Genomic DNA, 16,764 nt, shown 5'->3' on the forward strand with positions numbered 1-16,764 from the left:
TGCCGGCCCTGTGATGCCGGGCTCATGGCGTGAGCCCACAGCAATCCCATCCCCCAGCACGGAGTCAGGAAGATGACAAAACGCGCCTCGGACGTGTCCGCCGTGTCCGTGAGCCCGCCCAGGAGACGCAGTAAGTACACCCTTGCGCCGCTCGTTCTCATCGCGGCCAATGTCGTGCTCTTCGCACTGTTCTTCGTCTGGCCGGCGGTGATCGGGCTCGTCTACTCGTTCACGAACTACACGGGTGTGGGGGCGTTCCAGTACATCGGACTGGACAACTACAGCAAGCTGTTCGGGGACTCCACGTTCTACGACGCGGGGACCCGGACGCTGCTGTACACCGTGCTCTTCGTTCCGCTGAACTTCGTGTTCTCGCTGCTCATCGCCAACGTGCTGGTGAGCAAGCACGCCAAGGGCGTGTCGGTCGCCCGCGTCTTCTTCTTCATCCCGTGGCTTCTGTCGCCCATCGTCGTGGGTGTCCTGTGGCGGTGGCTGTTCGGTGAGAACTTCGGACTGGTCAATTACCTCATCGAGAAGCTCGGCGGAAGCGCCGTGCCGTGGCAGTCGAACGCGGACCTGTCGCTGATGGTGGTCGTGGTGGCGGCATCCTGGGCCTGGACGGGCTTCTCCATGCTGCTGTTCATCGCGGCGATCAAGAACGTACCGACGTCGTACTACGAGGCGGCCGCGCTCGACGGCGCCGGTCCGTGGCGCCAGTTCATCAGCATCACACTGCCGAGCATCGCGCCCACTTCCTTCATCGTCATCCTGCTCAACACGATCCACGGGATGAAGGAATACCCGCTGTTCGCCTCCCTCAACAACGGCGGACCCGGAACATCGAACAACCTGCTTGTCCAGTACATCTACCAAACCGGCTTCAAGGCAGGCCAGATCGGCTACGCGAGCGCCGCGTCGTTCGTGCTCATGCTCTTCCTGATGGGCGTCGCGCTCATCCAGCTGATGGTCAACCGGCGGGTGGAGAACCGATGACAACCACAGACATGCCACGCCCGGTCGACGCCGAGCCCCGACGGGCTGTTCCCAAGAAGCGGCCCCGCGGCGCGGCCAGCGGTGGGCTTCGGCGCGCGGTGCCCGCGACGACTCTGCTGTGGGTCCTGGCGGCCCTCTACGCGGTGCCGGTGCTGTGGTTCGTCCTCAGCTCCTTCAAACCGGCGGGAGACCTGTTCTCCCTTCCGCTGACGCTGTTTCCGCAGAACCCCACGCTGTCGGGTTATACGGAAGCGTGGCGCAGCGCCAACTTCGCCCAGTACTTCATCAACACGACCATCGTGTGTGTGATCGCGACGATCCTCACGGTGGGAGTCAGCTGCTGCACGGGGTACGCGCTGGCCAAGTACGACAACAAGTGGCTCAAGGTCTTCTTCGTCGGCATCCTGGCCACCACGATGCTGCCGTCCGAGGTCATGCTCGCCCCGCAGTTCCTGGTGGTCCGCGACCTCGGCCTCTACAACTCGCTCGCCGGCATCATCCTCCCGGCCGTGCTCACCGCGACCGGCTGCTTCATGTTCCGCCAGTTCTTCCTGACGGTCCCCGACGAGCTCATCGAGGCCGCCCGTATCGACGGCGCGCCTGAGCTGTCGATCTTCCTGAGGATCATGGTGCCGATCTCCCGGCCCATCATGCTGACGCTCGCCATCCTGTCGTTCCAGTGGCGGTGGAACGACTACATCTGGCCGCTGCTGATGCTCAACGACCCCGAGAAGTTCACCGTGCAGATCGGCATCCAGAGCCTCGTCGGGGCGCAGAACATCAACTGGTCGGTGCTGCTCGGGGGATCGGTCATCTCCATGGTTCCGCTGATCGTCGTCTTCCTGGTGTTCCAGCGTTACGTCATGAACGCAGACATCAATGCCGGACTGAAGGACTGACCTTGCGCACCCCGCTCGACCACGAGTTCGTCCGCGCGACGGCCCGCGCCGCCGACCGGCTGGCCGCCCCGCTGGCGGCCGGCCCCGACGAGGAACCCGCCGGTGTGCCGCACCGCGGCCTGGCCCGCCGGGTCAAGACCCTGGTCGCGGCGTACCGCTCCCCGGACTCGGTACTGCACAGCAGCAGGCAGGCCATCGCCGCCACGATGACCCAGCTCCGCGCCCTCCGGGCCGTACAGACACCCACCGGCCTCTTCGCCGGCGGCGACAACGTGCAGTCGCCGCCGGATTCCGCGTTCACCGTCAACGACGTGTGCGACGCGCACGTCCTCGCCGTCGGCGCGGGGCCGGAACTGGGGGACGTCGCGGCCGCGCTCGCCGAGATCGCCGGCGCCGCCTGTGGCAGTCTCCTGACAGGTGGGGTGCACACCCCGAACCACCGCTGGGAGCTGTGCGCGGCGCTGGCCCGGCTGCACCGGTCGTTCCCGGACGACCGGCTGCTCGACCGCGTCGAGGAGTGGCTCGCCGAGGGCGTCGACATCGACGCGGAGGGCCTGTACTCGGAACGGAGCGCCAACTACGCGGCCCATGTGTCCAACCCGTCGCTGCTGCTGCTGGCCGAAGTGCTCGGCCGCGCCGACCTGCTGTACGCCGTCGAACGCAATCTCGCCACGACCCTGGACCTGATCAGGCCGGACGGCACGGTGGAGACCGTCCACTCGCGACGGCAGGACCAGAACCACCCGTTCCCGCTGGCGCCCTACCTGCCGCACTACCGGCTGCTCGCGATCCGCACCGGCCGGGGCGACTTCGCCCGGGTGGCGCGGCTGGCGGCCGCCGGCGGTATGGACGACCCCGACCTGCTCGCCGAGACCCTCCTCACCCCGGACCTGTGCCGCGCCCTGCCGGCCCCGACTGCGGAGATCCTTCCGCGCGACCGGTACCTCACCACCGCACGCCTCGCCGCCCGCGCCTCGGCCACCGCGCACACGGTGGTGTACGGCGGCTCCGACGTGCCCGAGCACCGGCGCATCCGCTCGGGCCTCGCCTGCAACCCCACCTTCCTGCGCCTGTTCGCCGGCGACGCCGTCCTCGACGCGGTCCGTCTCTCGCGGGGGTTCTTCGACCTGGGCCCGTTCCGCGCCGCCGGCATGCAACAGCTCGCCGACAACCGGTACCGGCTCACCGAAACCCTCATGGCCGCCTACTACCAGCCGCTCCCGCCGGACCGGCGGGAGGACGGCGGTGCCTACCGAATGGCGGACGAGGGACGCTTCTCGGCCGCGATGGCCTTCCCGGACCGGCCTCGGGACGAGGTCTCCCAGACGACCCGCGTCGAAGTGGACCTGAGGGAAGACGGTGCCGACCTGCGGATCGACATCAGCGGACCACGGGTCCCCTGGGCCCTCGAACTGACCTTCCGGCCGGGCGGCGTGCCAGAGGGCGCCGTACCGATCGGCGACGGACGCTGGTGCCTGACGAACGGGCCGATGACCTACCGGGTCGGTGACGACGAGATCCGGGTCGAGGCCGACGTCGAGGCAGGCGAACCGCTCGCCGGGCCGGACCGGAGCGAGGTACTGCGCTACGACCCGGGTCAGGACTACACCGTGGTGGGCGGCACCGACGCGACGACCGGGAACCGCGTCTACATCGGTGGACTCGGCCCGCACACACTGACCGTCGCACTGCACGCCCGCCGGCCCGCATCTGTCGTGTGACGCCGACGACCCACGCCTTGGCCACCTCAGGCATGAAGGGCTGATCCCCGTGCGCCTCGCGCCCCCTCCCGTGCACCTTGCGCACCAGCGCGGCCCGCTGCACGACCTGCCGGACACTCCGGAGGCGTACGACGCCGTCCTCGCCGACGTCGTCGAGCAGGCCCTGGCCCGGCTCACGCCGGAGGGCAACCTCGAACACCCCGACTGCGTCGACGACATCGGCGACACGTCACTCGGCATCACCTCCCTGCTGGCGCTCGCCTGGCAGCGCACGAAGGATCCGCGTCTGCCGGAGGCGGTACGCCGCAGCCTCGCCTTCCACCTGCGGGAGCGGGTGTACGTCGACGACAACCCCGGCTACCCGAAAACCTGCGGGCCCGCAACTCCCGCCTGCCGTACGCCCGTTACACCCTCGCGACGGGCGCGCACCCCATCGGCGACTGGCCGAGCACGGTGTGGGCGCTGCTCCAGGCGGTCAACGTGCTGGACACGGCGGACGGCCTGGTCGACGCCGAACAGCGCACGCGGCTGCTGGAGTTGGCGCACGGCTACTGGCGCCGGCTGACCGAGGCGACCTTCTAAAACCCGCAGGAGGCGGGCAACCAGGCGATCGGCTGCGTGGTCGGCGGCCTGATGCTGGCCGGTCATCTGCCGCGCGAAGAGGGGGAGTCGGTCCGCGCGCGGGCGCTGGAGCTGTACGCCGACGAGATCCGCGCCCACCGGGTGCGCGACCGCGGCGCCCTCCTGCCCCCCGAGCACGGCGGCGCCTACGACAACAACTACGGCCCGATCTCCCTCTCCTTCCTCGCCCAGGCCCACCGGGTCAGCGGCGAGGAGATCTTCGCCGAGGACGGCGACGCGCTCGCCCGCTACATCGACGCCCGCCTCACGAGCGGCGGCTTCGGCAACGGCGGCCCCCGCTACAGCGAGCAGCACTCCGCCTTCGAGTCGGTCCTCGGCCTGCGTTACTTCGGCGCCCGCATCGGCTCCGACCTGGGCCGCTACCGGGGCGACAGCCGCTGGGCCCGGCACGCGGCCAAGGCGGACGGCGGAGTCGATGGCCACTTCGCGTGGATGCTGGTCTGGCAGATCCAGGACACCACACGCTGGCACCGCGAGCCGTCCCCGGCGACCGCACGGCACCAACTGCGCGCGGGCACGGTCTCGGTGGCCTTCGACGACCGCATGACCCCGGCCGTGGTCGAGGCGGGCGGCACGTACTGCCTGCCCGCCGCCGTCAACCGCCAGCACGGCTTCGGCCCCGTCACCGACGGCTTCCTGCTGTGCCGCCCCATGGGCGAGGTCCGCGTCCGCGACGTCCGCGCCGACGGCCTGACGGCCAAGCTGGTCACCAAGCCGGTCGTCGGCCGCGACCACGTCCTGCGCCATGTGCGCTCCCTGTACGTCACCGACGGCACGCTGCTGTGGACGACGGTCGCCGTCGAACGCCTCGACGGAACGCCGTACCTGCTGGCCGGCCTGCCCTACGCCGAGGACGACGGCGACCGGGTCCGCCGTACGGCCCACGCTCCCGTGTCCTCGGCGGGCACCCTGCGCCTGACCCACCCCGAGGCCGAGGGCGCCGACCACTTCGATGCCCGCGCCGAACTCACCCAGGAGCAGGCGGCGTTCGCCCTCGCCGAGGACCCGCGCGGTTACGGCAACCCGGACCAGGGCCGGCGGCACCTGGTCAGCTCGACGGCCCTGGAGGCCGGGCCGATCCAGGACGCGCCGGACAACCTGCATGTCTTCGCGGTGCGGTACGGCTCCGAGGAGCCGTTCAGGGTGTCCGTCGAGCGAGGCGGGGAAGGGCTGATCGTGCGGACGGACGCCTTCACCGCCGTGATCGGGGACGTGGCCGGGGACGCCCACGCGGAGCCGGAACTGACGCTGCGGCGCTGACCACGGGGCCGGACGTCAGGCGGTCAGACCAAGCAGGCCCCATCCGCGCCGGGCGGTCTCGGCGACCACCTCGGCCCACTGGCGCACCAGGGCGTCGAACGCGTCGAAGTCCGGGATCCACCCTGCTGGGTGCGAGGCGTGTGCGTCGTAGGTCTCGCGGAGCGCGGCCACCAGCGGTTCGGCCCGGGTCCAGTGGGCGGCGAGCGCCCGTACCGAGGCCGGCGGGCGGACGAGCAGTCGGCGTGGCCCAAAGGGCTCGGGATCCGAGGGAAAGAGGCGGCCGTCCGACTCGTCGTCCTCGTCGTCCAGGTCCGGTCCCCACCAGATCAGGCCGCGGAGGAAGCCGTCCAAGGGCTCGCGCAGCGCGGGGTCCGCGAACTCCCGGGCCTTGTCCCAGCCGTCCGCCGCCCAGAAATGCGGCTTGTACGAGCCAAGGGTGAGGCGGAACTCGTACCGTCCGCTCCACGGCACCTTCGGCGAGGCGGGAAACACCCAGCCCGCCTCGGGCTCGGGCCGCGGGCCGGGCTCGTCGTCGGGGTCCATGGCCTCGTACAGCAGGCCCTCCCGCTCACCCGCCGGCGTCCGCTCCAACCGCCCCCAGTCCACCGCCAGCACGGTGATGTCCAGCCCCATCCGGCCACCCTACGACGCCCCGCACCACCAGATCCGCCCGCTCCCGTGTCGCGGCGACCAGCTCGGCGTTGCGCTGATCGCTGCCGAGCACCCACGCCACCGCCTCGTCGTGCCCCTTGCCGAACTCCTCGTGCCGGGCGACCAGTCGGCGCACGCGCTCGTCCTCGTCGAGGTCGCAGAACCACACCTCGTCCAGCTCGGCCCGGACGCGCGCCCACACGCCCGTGTCCAGGAGCAGATAGTTCCCCTCCGTCACGACCAGCCGGGCGGTCGGCGGCACCGGGATCGCCCCCGCGATCGGCTGCTCCAGCACCCGTTCGAAGCCGGGCGCGTACACGACCTCGCCGTCCGACTCCGGGAAGCGCAGCCGCCGCAGCAGCGCCGCGTACCCCGCCGTGTCGAAGGTGCCGGGGGCACCCTTGCGGTCACGTCGACCGAGCCGGTCGAGTTCGGCGTCGGCGAGGTGGAAGCCGTCCATCGGAACGTGCGCCACCCACGGGTCACCGTCCGCGTTGAGCGCCCGTACGAGGTGCTCGGCGAGCGTGGTCTTGCCCGAGCCCGGACTGCCCGCGATGCCGAGGAGCGCACGGCGGCCGTGGCGGGTGAGGGCCCGGGCACGGATGAGGAGGTCGTCGAAGGTCAGCGGCACGCTCCGAGTGTGTCACCCGGCGTGAAGTCGATGACTTCGGGTGCGCGGGGCAGTCTGGACCCAGGGGGAGTAGGGAGCCGACGCCATGTCCGACGACCAGGCGCAGATCCGCACGCTGATCACCAAGTGGGCCGAAGCCGTCCACCGGGGCGACCTCGACGGCGTCCTCGCGGACCATGCCGAGGACCTCGTGATGTTCGACGTACCGCCGCCCCACGAGGGCATCCACGGTCTGGCCGCCTACCGGGCGACCTGGCCGCCGTTCTTCGCGTGGCAGGCCCAGGGAGCCTGCTTCGACATCGAGACCCTCGACATCACGGCCGGCACCGACGTCGCCTACGCCCACGCGCTGCTGCGCTGCGCCTCACCGGAGGAACTCGCCGCACAGCCCACCCTGCGCCTGAGACTGACCTTCGGCCTGCGCAAGGAGCGGGGCCGCTGGCTGGTCGCCCACGAGCACCACTCGTTCCCGCACGACTGACCCCGGCGTACGGCCCACGGCGGGGACGGCACGTGATTGACGGGAGTCCGCGGACGTCTGTAGCCTCACAGATGAGTTTGCTTTGAAAACAAACTTTTCTCGGAGGTCTCCATGCCCGTTCCTCAGGACATCGACAGCCGCGCCGCCGGCCGGCAGCTGCTCATCGGACACCGGGAACTGCGCGCGCAGCTCTCGGCACTGCGGGCCGCGCTCGACGAGGAGGACGGGCTCACGGCCGCCGTGAGCGGCACCGGCGACGGAGCCTCCCTCGTCCAGCAGTTACGGGCCCGCTGCCTGGAGTACTGCGTGGGACTGCACCACCACCACACCATGGAGGACGGCGCCTTCCCCGTCTTCGAGCAGCGCCATCCCGAGATCGCCCCCGTCATCGAGCGGCTGCGCGAGGAACACCGGCAGGTGGCCGCGGGCCTCGACCGGCTCAGCAAGCTCGTGGAGAACGACGACGGCCAGGACCTGACGTGGCTGCGCGCGGAGTTGGAGCGGACGGTGGCCGGCCTCGAGGAGCACTTCGTCTACGAGGAGACGTACCTGCTGCCCGCCCTGGGGGTGACCGCGCCCGGCCCCACCTCGTAGGACGGCGCCGCACCAGGGTCCGGTACCGTGGCTGACCTGGAGGTCGAAGCGATGTCAGAGGAGCCGGACGCGGGGAACCGCCTCACCACCGAAGAGGCGGTACGGGCGATGCTGGTCAGCCTGCCCCGGCTGGTGTCCCGCGCCAAACGCGCCCCCGTGCCCGAACAGCTCCGCTCCCTGCGGCTGGCGCCCAGGCACCTGTCGTTGCTGTCCTGTCTGCTCTTCGACGGACCCACGTCCGTCAAGGACCTCGCAGCCCGGCTCGAGGTCGCGCCGACCACGGTCAGCCTGATGGTCAGCGACCTCCAGCGCCAGGGCGTCGTGGAGCGTCACTCCGATCCCGGCGACCGCAGGCGCAGCATCGTCTCGCTCTCCGAGGACCCCAGCACCCGCGCGGCCGTCGACGCCTGGCTGGCCAGCGGGGCCAGGGCCTGGCGCAAGGTCTTCGACGATCTCAGCCCGCAGGATCGCGCGACCATCGTTCGCGCCATCCAGAGCTACGAGGAAGCGGTCGAGGAAGCACCCTGAACGGGATCGGCCACCGGGTATCTCGCCTTCCGCAGACGGAACAGCGCCGCCGTGTACGGCCCCACCCCTCGTAGCGCCGCGCGCGCCAGGTCTTCCGGGGTGTCCACATCGAGCCGGATACCGCAGTCGCTCGGCATCTCGACGGGGAACGCCCCGCTCAGGGCGTGCCGGTGCGCGGAGCCGGAACCGAAGGCGGGCGCGAGGCCGGCGGTGGTGAGCGCCGTCAGGACGGTGGTTCCCTCGCCGGTGTGGTCGGCGACGAAGGCCCGCCGATGGTGGCGTGCCTCCCGCAGGACCTGTTCCAGCTCCTGCGGACGCAGGCCCGGCAGGTCGGCGGTGAGCACCGCCACCGGGCCTTCCGGGCCCACCGCACGGCACTTGGCGGCCCCGAGGCGCACGGCGGCGTTCAGACCGACACCGGGTGCGTCCGGGCAGACCACCGCGCCCAGGGTGCGGGTCTGCGCGGCGGCCAGCGGATCGGCGGTCACCACCACGACCGTACGGACCCCTTCGGTGTTGCGTACCGCCCACAGTGTGTCCAGGAAGAAGGCGTGGGCCAGCTCGTGGCGCCACGGGCCCAGCCCCGCCGCGAGCCGGGACTTGGCCCTGCTGAACGGCTTGACCGGGATCACCACCGACCACACGTGCTCAGCCCTGCGCCCGGGCGCGCAGCACGAGGTCGTCCCGCTCGATGACCCGGGAGCGGTTGCGCAGCACCCCGCCCACCCGGACCAGGGTGTCCCGGACGAAGCAGGTCGGCTCCACCAGCACGGAACCCTGCGCGGAAGTGACCGTCACCGTCGCGTAGTAGCTGGTCGACACCGTGCCGTCGTCGGCTTCCTCGACCGTCATCATGTCGAACCAGTGCCGCGGCTGCGCGCCGTCGAACCGGCCCGCCGCCGCCCGCGCGCCTGCCTCGATCGCCTCCGGGCCGATCAACTCGGTGCCGCCCGCGAGAGCGAACACCGCGTCCGCGACGAACGTGGCGGCGAAACCGCCGAAGTCGTCCGTGTCCATCCGGTGCATCTGCCGGGCGTAGAACTGTGTCACCTCCACGTACAGCTCGGCGGAGGGAAGCTTGGGACCGTTCGCCAACTCGTCAGTGGTCATGGCCCGATGCTGCGGCCGCCGACTGGAGGCAGGATCGAGCGGTGGCGGAGCCGACGGCGTCAGGCTGCCGTCGAGCCGGTCTCCAGCCCCCGTCGAGTGCGACCGCACAGTGTGTGCCGCATGGCCACCTTCACCATCACCGAGTTCCAGGGCATCGTGAACGCCTGCTTCGACGGAGCCACAGCTGAGGAGATCAAGGATTCCACGCTGCACACCGAGTTCACCGACCTGGGCTTCGACTCGCTCACCGTCTACGAGATCGTGACCCGCATTCAGGACGACTACGCGGTCACCGTGCCCGACGAACAGCTCGACGAACTCACCACCCCCGCCGCCCTCATCCAGTACGTCCAAGGTCAGCTCACCCTCGTGTGATCGCGCTGGTCCCCCAGCCGGTGCAGCGCCTCGGCGAAGACCGTCGCGTCGGCCGGGCCACCGGCGTCCCGGCCGGCGGCCAGCAGGGGGACGACCTCGCTGGCGCCATCCCGCACCGCGGGGTGGTGCCGGGCCGGGGCGCTCAGGCTCCGGTCCGCGGAGCCGTCGAGCAGCAGCAGCCCCGGCCGCCTTCCCCAGGTGTCCAGCAGTGCGCGCAGAGCCGGCCAATACCGCACCGGGGCGGCCAGTTGCCCGCCCCAGAAGTGCGGATCCCGCGCCTGGTCCGAGGTCATCGCGACCCCCGTACGGGTGGACACCACGGTGCTGCCCGGCCGCGGAGCACGCGGCCCGAATTCCGCCAGCGCCGCACCGAAGCGCAGCGCGGCCCCTTCCATGACAGGGCTGTGGAAGGCGTGCCCCGAACGCAGCGCGCGCACCAGGAACCCGCCGTCCCGCAGCCGTCGCTCCAAGGCGGCCAGCGCCTCCGCGGGTCCTGCCAGCACCGTCTGACGCGGTCCGTTGAGCGCGGCGACGGCCACCCCCGGCGCGAAACTGCCCAGATCCTCGGGCAGTTCCCCCTCCGGTGCCGCCACCGCGAGCATCCCGCCGTGCCCGCTGTCCTCCAGCGCCCGGGAGCGGGCGGCGGCCAGCGCGCCGACGTCCGCCGGATCGAAGACGCCCACCAGGCAGGCGGCCGCCAACTCGCCCACACTGTGGCCGAGCAGCAGCCCGGGAGGTCCCGTCGCCGCCCCCACCGCACGTCCCAGTGCGTGGCCCACGGCGAGCAGCAGCGGCTGCGCCACCGCGGACTCGTCGAGCTCCGGGTTGGGCGCCGGGCACAGCCACGCCGACCGCAGCCGGGCCCCCGCCGCGCCGAGCCGGCCGAAGAACTCCTCCATGGGCGCGGTGAATTCCTCCTCCACCTCGTACAGTCCGGCGGCCATGCGTTCCCGCTGCGCGCCCTGTCCGGGCAGCAGCAGCACACTTCGACGGCGCTCCACGGAACCCCCCTCGCCTCGGCCGCCGGCACCTCCGGCGGGCGGGCCGAGCCTGTCCGTCCCGTCTCGACCTGGAGTGGACCGCCGCTGGACCGGCGCCATGGGGCCGCCAGCCGAATTCGAGCGGTGGTCGAGGAGCTGCGCCGACAGTCGGAGGCAGCCGAACGAGGGGCAGGACAGTGAACCGAAGTGTCGCAATCACCGGGATAGGCGTCGTCGCGCCGGGCGGGGTGGGCAAGAAGGCCTTCTGGGACCTCCTGGTCTCGGGCCGTACCGCCACCCGCACCATCTCCTTCTTCGACCCCTCCCGTTTCCGCTCCCAGGTCGCCGCCGAAGTCGACTTCGATCCCCGGCGGAGCGGGCTCAGCCCGCGGGAGATCAGGCGCCTGGACCGGGCCGCACAGTTCGCCGTGGCCAGCGCCCGGGAGTGCATGGCGGACAGCGGCCTCGAGTTCGTCGAACTCGATCCGCACCGCACCGGGGTGAGCGTCGGCAGCGCGGTCGGCGGCACCACCGGACTCGAACGCGAATACCTCGTCCTCAGCGACAGCGGCCGGCTGTGGGAGGTGGACAGCGACTACGTGTCGCCGCACCTCTTCGACGCCTTCGTGCCCAGTTCCCTGGCGGCCGAGGTGGCCTGGACCGTGGGCGCCGAAGGCCCCGCCACGGTTGTCTCCACCGGCTGCACCTCCGGGCTGGACTCCGTGGGCTACGCGCGGGACCTCATCGCCGAGGGCACCGTCGACGTCATGATCGCCGGGGCGGCCGACACCCCGATCTCCCCGATCGCCGTCGCCTGCTTCGACGCGATCAAGGCCACCACCCCCCGCAACGACGACCCCGAGCACGCCTCCCGGCCCTTCGACCGCACCCGCAACGGCTTCGTACTCGCCGAGGGCGCCGCCATGTTCGTCCTGGAGGAGCTGGAGCACGCACGGGCCCGGGGCGCCCATGTCTACGGGGTGATCGGCGGCTACGCCACCCGCTGCAACGCGTACCACATGACGGGCCTGCGGCCGGACGGCCACGAGATGGCCGAGGCCATCCGGCACTCACTGGACCAGGCGCGGCTCGACCCCTCGGTCGTCGACTACGTCAACGCGCACGGCTCGGGCACCAAGCAGAACGACCGGCACGAGACGGCAGCCTTCAAGGAGACCCTCGGGCAGCACGCCTACGAGGTGCCGATCAGCTCCATCAAGTCCATGGTCGGGCACTCGCTGGGCGCCATCGGCTCCATCGAGATCGCCGCCTGCGCGCTGGCCATGGAGAACGGCGTCGTCCCGCCCACCGCCAACCTCCACGAAGCCGACCCCGAATGCGACCTGGACTACGTGCCGAACGAGGCCCGGGAGCACGGCGTGGACGCCGTCCTCAGCGTGGGCAGCGGTTTCGGCGGCTTCCAGTCCGCCATGGTCCTCACCCGAGAGGAGACCGCGCGATGACACTGGCCACGTCCGCGGCCCAGGAGACCGCTGAGCGCACAGAACGGCCGACCGCCGTCATCACCGGCATCGGCGTCGCCGCCCCCAACGGCCTGGGCACCGAGCAGTGGTGGCAGGCCACGCTGAGCGGCGCGAGCGGTATCGGACCGGTCGTCGACTACGACGCCTCGCGCTACCCGGCCCGCCTGGTCGGGCGGATCGCGGGGTTCGACGCGGCCGAGCACATCCCGGGCCGACTGCTGCCGCAGACCGACCGGGTGACCCGGCTGGCCCTCGTCGCGGGGGCCGAGGCGCTGGCCGACGCCGACGCGGACCCCGCCGAACTGGCCGGACGGGACGGATACGGCGAGTACGGCTGCGGTGTGGTCACCTCCAACGCCACCGGCGGATTCGAGTTCACCCACCGGGAGATCCGCAAACTGTGGACCCAGGGCCCGCAACAGGTCAGCGTCTACGAGTCGTTCGCCTGGTTCTACGCGGTCAACACCGGCCAGCTGTCCATCCGCCACAAACTGCGCGGACCCAGTGGTGTCCTCGTCTCCGAACAGGCGGGCGGCCTCGATGCCATCGGCCAGTCCCGCCGTACCCTGCGCCACGGCGTCAAGCTGTCCCTGACCGGCGGCATGGACTCCTCCCTCGACCCCTGGGGCCTGGTCTCCCACCTCGCGAGCGGCCGGCTCTCCCGCTCCGACGACCCCGCCACCGCCTACCTGCCCTTCGACACCCGCGCGGCGGGCCAGGTACCCGGCGAAGGCGGCGCGATGCTCGTCCTCGAAGAGGAGACGGCGGCCCGCGCGCGCGGCGCCCGGGTGTACGGCGAGATCGCCGGGTACGCCGCCACCTTCTCCCCCCGGCCGGGTTCGGGACGCCCTCCCGGTCTCGAACGCGCCGCACGGCTCGCCCTCGCCGACAGCGGGCTGGGCGTCGAGGCCGTGGACGTGGTCTTCGCCGACGCCGCGGGACTGCCCGCGGCCGACGACGAAGAGGCCGCGGCACTGCGCTCCCTGTTCGGCCCCTACGGCGTGCCGGTCACCGCCCCGAAGACCCTCACCGGCCGGCTCTACGGCGGTGGGGCGCCGCTCGACGTGGCCGCGGCCCTGCTCGCCCTGCGCGACGGCGTCATACCGCCCACCGCGGGAATCGACCGGCCGGTGCCCGAGCACCGTCTCGACCTGGTGCGCGGCGCACCCCGCGACGCACCGCTGCGCACCGCCCTGGTGCTGGCGCGGGGGCACGGCGGCTTCAACGCCGCCGTGGTGGTCCGCTCGGCCCGGGCCGCCTGATGTCCGATCCCCGCCCCACCCCGCCCCGGCTACAACCCGTTTTCCTACGCGAGGAGTTCACCTCATGACCATCACCCTCAACGACCTGGTCCGTGTGCTCACCGAGTGCGCCGGCGCCGACGAGGACGTCGCGCTCACCGCCCAGAACCTGGACGTCCCCTTCACCGACCTCGGCTACGACTCGCTGGCGCTGCTGGAGACGGCGGCCCTGATGAAGCAGCGGTTCGGGGCCACGCTCACCGACGAGGACGTCACCGAGATCGAGACGCCCCGGGAGTTCCTCGACCGGGTCAACCACGCCGCGGCCCAGGCCGCCTGAGAGAGCGGGCCGACACCATGGAGCAGATACAGGCCCCCCGGGGCACCGCCGTCGTCACCGGAGCGACCCGGGGCATCGGACGATCCGTCGCGGCTTCTCTGGGCGCGCTCGGGCATCCCGTCTATCTCTGCGCCCGGGACGGGGAGGCCCTCGCCCAGACCGTCAAGGAGCTCCGGGAGAGCGGGGTGACGGCCGACGGAACCGCGTGCGACGTGACCTCGGCCGACAGCGTGCGGCAGTTCGTCCAGTCCGCCGTCGACCGCTTCGGTCCGGTGGAGGTCCTGGTGAACAACGCCGGGCGCAGCGGCGGCGGTGTCACCGCCGAGGTCTCCGACGAACTCTGGTTCGACGTCATCAACACCAACCTCAACAGCGTCTTCCTGGTCACCAAGCAGGTGCTGACCACCGGCCGGATGCGTGAGCTGGGGCGCGCCAGGATCGTCAGCATCGCCTCCACGGGCGGCAAGCAGGGCGTCGTGTTCGGGGCGCCCTACTCGGCCTCCAAGCACGGCGTGGTCGGGTTCACCAAGGCCCTGGGCCTCGAGCTGGCCAAGAGCGGCATCACCGTCAACGCGGTCTGCCCCGGCTATGTGGAGACGCCCATGGCGGGCAATGTGCGCGAGCACTACGCCCACATCTGGAACACCACCGAGGCCGAGGTCCTTGAGCGGTTCAACGCCAAGATCCCCCTCGGCCGCTACACCGACCCCGACGAGGTCGCCGCGATGGTGGCGTATCTGGTCTCGGACGCGGCGGCGGCCGTCACCGCGCAGGCCATCAATGTCTGCGGCGGCCTCGGAAACTACTGATTCGCCCCGGCCATCACCGAGACGCCTCGGCCATCACCGACATGGAGGAGAACCACCGCGTGGACACACAGACGCACGTAAGGACCGCGGAGGGCCCCACCCGGTCCGCCGAGCACGTGACCGAGCTGGCCGCGTCGGCCCGCCGCGCCTACGGGCTCATCGAGGACGTCGGCCGCTGGCCGCTGCTCTTCGCGCCCTGCATCTGGTCCCAGCAGCTGGACCGCACCGGGGACGTCCAACGCATCCGGCTGTGGGCGGTGGTCGGCAACGAGGTGCGCAGCTGGACCTCGCGGCGGGTGCTCGACCCGGCGGGCAACCGCATCGACTTCGCACAGGAGAACCCGGCCGCGCCGCTCACGGAGATGACCGGTCACTGGCGGTTCGAGGACCCCTCGCCCGGCAGCCCCGGCCGGCTGGAACTCGGGCACCGCTGGACCACCGCCGGCGATCCGCACGCGGCCGACCGCATCGCCGCCGCGCTGGACTCCAACAGCACCGCGGAGATCGGCGCCCTCCGCACCTGGGCGGAGCGCCCCGAGGGGCCGGACGAGCTGATCCTCAGCTTCAGCGACCACGAGCTCGTGGCCGCACCGGTCCCGGAGGTCTACGACTTCCTGTACCGCGCCGACCTGTGGCCGAAGCGGCTGCCGCATGTCGCCGGGCTCGACGTGGAGACCACCCCGGCGGACGCCGCCACCGCGGGTGCGGAGGTGCAGACCATGGACATGGAGACCTCCGCCGCGGACGGCAGTACGCACCTGACCCAGTCGGTACGGCTGTGCTTCACGGACGAGCGGATCGTCTACAAGCAGACCACCCCGCCGCGCGGACTGTTGGCGCACTCCGGCGAGTGGCTCTTCAGCAGCCGGCCGGAGGGCACCCGGGTCACCGCCTGGCACACGGTGGCCCTCGACCCCACCGCGGTGGAGAGCGTGTTCGGACCGGGCACCACCCTGGCCGAGGCGCTCCGCAAGGCGCGGGACATCATCGGCGCCAACAGCCGGGGCACCCTTCGGGCGGCCCGCAGCCATCTCGAGCAGGGGGCCGCCGAGTGAGCGGTCACACCGTGACCGGGGCAACCCGGCCTTTTGCCCCGGCACGGCTGGAAGAGCTGGCCGACGGCGTGTTCGCGTACATACAGCCCGACGGCGGCTGGTGCGTCAGCAACGCGGGCATCCTGCTGGAACCGGGGCGGGGCGGCGGGCCCGTGCTGGTGGACACGGCCGCCACCCAGGCTCGGGCGAGTGCCATGCGGACCGCCCTCGGCGGGCTCACGCCCGAGTCTCCCCGGCTCATCGTCAACACCCACTTCCACGGCGACCACACCTTCGGCAACGCCGCACTGGCGGGCCCGGGCACCGTCGTCGTCGCCCACGAGGACACCCGTACCGAGATGGAGGCCGCCGGACTCGGACTGACCGGACTGTGGCCCGACGTCGAGTGGGGCGGCATCCAGCTGATGCTCCCCGATCTGACGTACCGTCAGTCGCTGACCCTGCATCAGGGCGAGCGCCGGATCGAGCTGATCCATCCGGGCCCCGCGCACACCACCAACGACACGCTGGTGTGGCTGCCCGAGGAACGCGTGCTGTTCGCCGGCGACGTCGTGCTCCCCGGCTGTACGCCGTTCGTGCTGATGGGCTCCGTCGCCGGGTCCCTCGCCACCCTGGAGCTCATACGGAAGCTGGAGCCACGGACCGTCGTCGGCGGCCACGGACCCGTCAGCGGCCCCGAGTCGCTGACCCGGACCGAGGAGTACTTCCGCTGGCTGACCGAGCGGGCCACCGAGGGCAGGGCGGCGGGGCTGACGCCGCTCCAACTCGCCCGCGAGACGGGGCCCGGTCCCTTCGGCGGCCTGCGCGACCCGGAGCGGCTCGTGGCCAACCTGCACCGCGCCTACGCGGAACTGGCCGGCGAAGCGCTCGGCAGCGTCCTCGACGTGGTGTCGGTGTTCGGCGAGATGGTCGCGTACAACGGCGGTGTACTTCCCCTCTCGCACGCCTGAGAGCCGCTTCGTCCGAGAGC

General features: G+C 71.6%; 18 protein-coding genes and 1 pseudogene. 14 read left to right on the forward strand and 5 right to left on the reverse strand.

All coding sequences use genetic code 11. From position 1 onward, the window contains the following. Positions 1-72 precede the first annotated feature (72 nt). The 4 genes and pseudogenes from AC5P09_RS26060 to AC5P09_RS26075 all read left to right on the forward strand — a co-directional run bounded on the left by AC5P09_RS26060 (position 73) and on the right by AC5P09_RS26075 (position 5,515). Positions 73-993: a carbohydrate ABC transporter permease gene (locus AC5P09_RS26060; protein ID WP_493876195.1), complete on the forward strand. Its 921-nt coding sequence runs from the start codon at positions 73-75 to the stop codon at positions 991-993. Continuing rightward, positions 990-1,892: a carbohydrate ABC transporter permease gene (locus AC5P09_RS26065; protein WP_493876196.1), complete on the forward strand. Its 903-nt coding sequence runs from the start codon at positions 990-992 to the stop codon at positions 1,890-1,892. Before AC5P09_RS26060 ends, AC5P09_RS26065 begins: the two co-directional genes overlap by 4 nt. 2 nt (positions 1,893-1,894) lie before the next feature. Then, positions 1,895-3,613 (forward strand): hypothetical protein, encoded by a 1,719-nt coding sequence (locus tag AC5P09_RS26070; RefSeq protein ID WP_493876197.1) that lies wholly within the window; start codon positions 1,895-1,897, stop codon positions 3,611-3,613. A gap of 70 nt (positions 3,614-3,683) precedes the next feature. Next, positions 3,684-5,515, forward strand: a pseudogene (locus tag AC5P09_RS26075) (hypothetical protein). Positions 5,516-5,530: 15 nt separating this feature from the next. On the opposite strand, the gene AC5P09_RS26080 reads toward AC5P09_RS26075, so the two are convergent. Then, positions 5,531-6,148, reverse strand: coding sequence for a hypothetical protein (locus tag AC5P09_RS26080; protein WP_493876198.1), 618 nt, complete (start codon positions 6,146-6,148; stop codon positions 5,531-5,533). Further along, the gene (locus tag AC5P09_RS26085) at positions 6,084-6,797 is read right to left on the reverse strand and encodes a nucleoside/nucleotide kinase family protein (RefSeq protein WP_493876199.1); all 714 of its coding nucleotides are present in this window, start codon (positions 6,795-6,797) and stop codon (positions 6,084-6,086) included. The genes AC5P09_RS26080 and AC5P09_RS26085 overlap by 65 nt, the downstream gene beginning before the upstream one ends. Before the next feature lie 85 nt (positions 6,798-6,882). On the opposite strand from AC5P09_RS26085, the gene AC5P09_RS26090 reads away from it, so the two are divergent. The 3 genes from AC5P09_RS26090 (at position 6,883) to AC5P09_RS26100 (ending at position 8,400) form a co-directional block, all read left to right on the forward strand. Continuing rightward, on the forward strand, positions 6,883-7,278 hold the full coding sequence (locus AC5P09_RS26090; protein ID WP_493876200.1) for a YybH family protein: 396 nt from the start codon (positions 6,883-6,885) through the stop codon (positions 7,276-7,278). 111 nt (positions 7,279-7,389) lie between these two features. After that, a complete protein-coding gene (locus tag AC5P09_RS26095; RefSeq protein WP_493876201.1) occupies positions 7,390-7,872 on the forward strand; it encodes a hemerythrin domain-containing protein in 483 nt (160 codons plus the stop codon). Positions 7,873-7,923: 51 nt separating this feature from the next. Next, the gene (locus AC5P09_RS26100; RefSeq protein ID WP_493876202.1) at positions 7,924-8,400 is read left to right on the forward strand and encodes a MarR family winged helix-turn-helix transcriptional regulator; all 477 of its coding nucleotides are present in this window, start codon (positions 7,924-7,926) and stop codon (positions 8,398-8,400) included. On the opposite strand, the gene cofC is transcribed toward AC5P09_RS26100, so the two are convergent. Then, a complete protein-coding gene (cofC, locus tag AC5P09_RS26105; protein WP_493876203.1) occupies positions 8,370-9,044 on the reverse strand; it encodes a 2-phospho-L-lactate guanylyltransferase in 675 nt (224 codons plus the stop codon). The two genes, AC5P09_RS26100 and cofC, sit on opposite strands and share 31 nt — an antisense overlap. A 4-nt stretch (positions 9,045-9,048) precedes the next feature. Then, on the reverse strand, positions 9,049-9,510 hold the full coding sequence (locus AC5P09_RS26110) for a nuclear transport factor 2 family protein (RefSeq protein WP_493876204.1): 462 nt from the start codon (positions 9,508-9,510) through the stop codon (positions 9,049-9,051). A gap of 120 nt (positions 9,511-9,630) precedes the next feature. Between AC5P09_RS26110 and AC5P09_RS26115 the strand changes: the two genes are divergently transcribed. After that, the gene (locus tag AC5P09_RS26115; RefSeq protein ID WP_493876205.1) at positions 9,631-9,885 is read left to right on the forward strand and encodes an acyl carrier protein; all 255 of its coding nucleotides are present in this window, start codon (positions 9,631-9,633) and stop codon (positions 9,883-9,885) included. Here AC5P09_RS26115 and AC5P09_RS26120 read toward each other — a convergent pair. After that, positions 9,867-10,886: an acyltransferase domain-containing protein gene (locus AC5P09_RS26120; RefSeq protein WP_493876206.1), complete on the reverse strand. Its 1,020-nt coding sequence runs from the start codon at positions 10,884-10,886 to the stop codon at positions 9,867-9,869. The two genes, AC5P09_RS26115 and AC5P09_RS26120, sit on opposite strands and share 19 nt — an antisense overlap. Positions 10,887-11,062: 176 nt before the next feature. Between AC5P09_RS26120 and AC5P09_RS26125 the strand changes: the two genes are divergently transcribed. The 6 genes from AC5P09_RS26125 (at position 11,063) to AC5P09_RS26150 (ending at position 16,744) form a co-directional block, all read left to right on the forward strand. Beyond that, positions 11,063-12,328 (forward strand): beta-ketoacyl-[acyl-carrier-protein] synthase family protein, encoded by a 1,266-nt coding sequence (locus AC5P09_RS26125; RefSeq protein WP_493876207.1) that lies wholly within the window; start codon positions 11,063-11,065, stop codon positions 12,326-12,328. Next, entirely contained in the window at positions 12,325-13,611 is a 1,287-nt protein-coding gene (locus tag AC5P09_RS26130) for a ketosynthase chain-length factor (protein WP_493876208.1), read from the forward strand. The genes AC5P09_RS26125 and AC5P09_RS26130 overlap by 4 nt, the downstream gene beginning before the upstream one ends. A 64-nt stretch (positions 13,612-13,675) precedes the next feature. Further along, positions 13,676-13,930, forward strand: coding sequence for an acyl carrier protein (locus AC5P09_RS26135; RefSeq protein WP_493876209.1), 255 nt, complete (start codon positions 13,676-13,678; stop codon positions 13,928-13,930). A 17-nt stretch (positions 13,931-13,947) separates the two neighbouring features. After that, positions 13,948-14,739 carry an SDR family NAD(P)-dependent oxidoreductase gene (locus AC5P09_RS26140; protein ID WP_493876210.1) on the forward strand — a complete coding sequence of 264 codons (792 nt, stop codon included), beginning with the start codon at positions 13,948-13,950 and terminating at the stop codon, positions 14,737-14,739. A gap of 59 nt (positions 14,740-14,798) precedes the next feature. Beyond that, complete coding sequence (locus tag AC5P09_RS26145) at positions 14,799-15,794, forward strand: aromatase/cyclase (RefSeq protein ID WP_493876211.1); 996 nt, start codon at positions 14,799-14,801, stop codon at positions 15,792-15,794. After that, positions 15,791-16,744 (forward strand): MBL fold metallo-hydrolase, encoded by a 954-nt coding sequence (locus AC5P09_RS26150; protein ID WP_493876212.1) that lies wholly within the window; start codon positions 15,791-15,793, stop codon positions 16,742-16,744. Before AC5P09_RS26145 ends, AC5P09_RS26150 begins: the two co-directional genes overlap by 4 nt. The last annotated feature ends 20 nt before the right edge of the window (positions 16,745-16,764 follow it).

It is taken from the genome of Streptomyces sp. a15 (assembly GCF_059026085.1).

Bases quoted from the DNA above. Each gene is read 5' to 3' on its own strand.
- AC5P09_RS26060 (WP_493876195.1), top strand. From the start codon at position 73: ATGACAAAACGCGCCTCGGACGTGTCCGCCGTGTCCGTGAGCCCGCCC.
- AC5P09_RS26065 (WP_493876196.1), top strand. From the start codon at position 990: ATGACAACCACAGACATGCCACGCCCGGTCGACGCCGAGCCCCGACGG.
- AC5P09_RS26080 (WP_493876198.1), bottom strand. From the start codon at position 6,148: ATGGGGCTGGACATCACCGTGCTGGCGGTGGACTGGGGGCGGTTGGAG.
- AC5P09_RS26090 (WP_493876200.1), top strand. From the start codon at position 6,883: ATGTCCGACGACCAGGCGCAGATCCGCACGCTGATCACCAAGTGGGCC.
- AC5P09_RS26095 (WP_493876201.1), top strand. From the start codon at position 7,390: ATGCCCGTTCCTCAGGACATCGACAGCCGCGCCGCCGGCCGGCAGCTG.
- AC5P09_RS26100 (WP_493876202.1), top strand. From the start codon at position 7,924: ATGTCAGAGGAGCCGGACGCGGGGAACCGCCTCACCACCGAAGAGGCG.
- AC5P09_RS26110 (WP_493876204.1), bottom strand. From the start codon at position 9,510: ATGACCACTGACGAGTTGGCGAACGGTCCCAAGCTTCCCTCCGCCGAG.
- AC5P09_RS26115 (WP_493876205.1), top strand. From the start codon at position 9,631: ATGGCCACCTTCACCATCACCGAGTTCCAGGGCATCGTGAACGCCTGC.
- AC5P09_RS26130 (WP_493876208.1), top strand. From the start codon at position 12,325: ATGACACTGGCCACGTCCGCGGCCCAGGAGACCGCTGAGCGCACAGAA.
- AC5P09_RS26135 (WP_493876209.1), top strand. From the start codon at position 13,676: ATGACCATCACCCTCAACGACCTGGTCCGTGTGCTCACCGAGTGCGCC.
- AC5P09_RS26140 (WP_493876210.1), top strand. From the start codon at position 13,948: ATGGAGCAGATACAGGCCCCCCGGGGCACCGCCGTCGTCACCGGAGCG.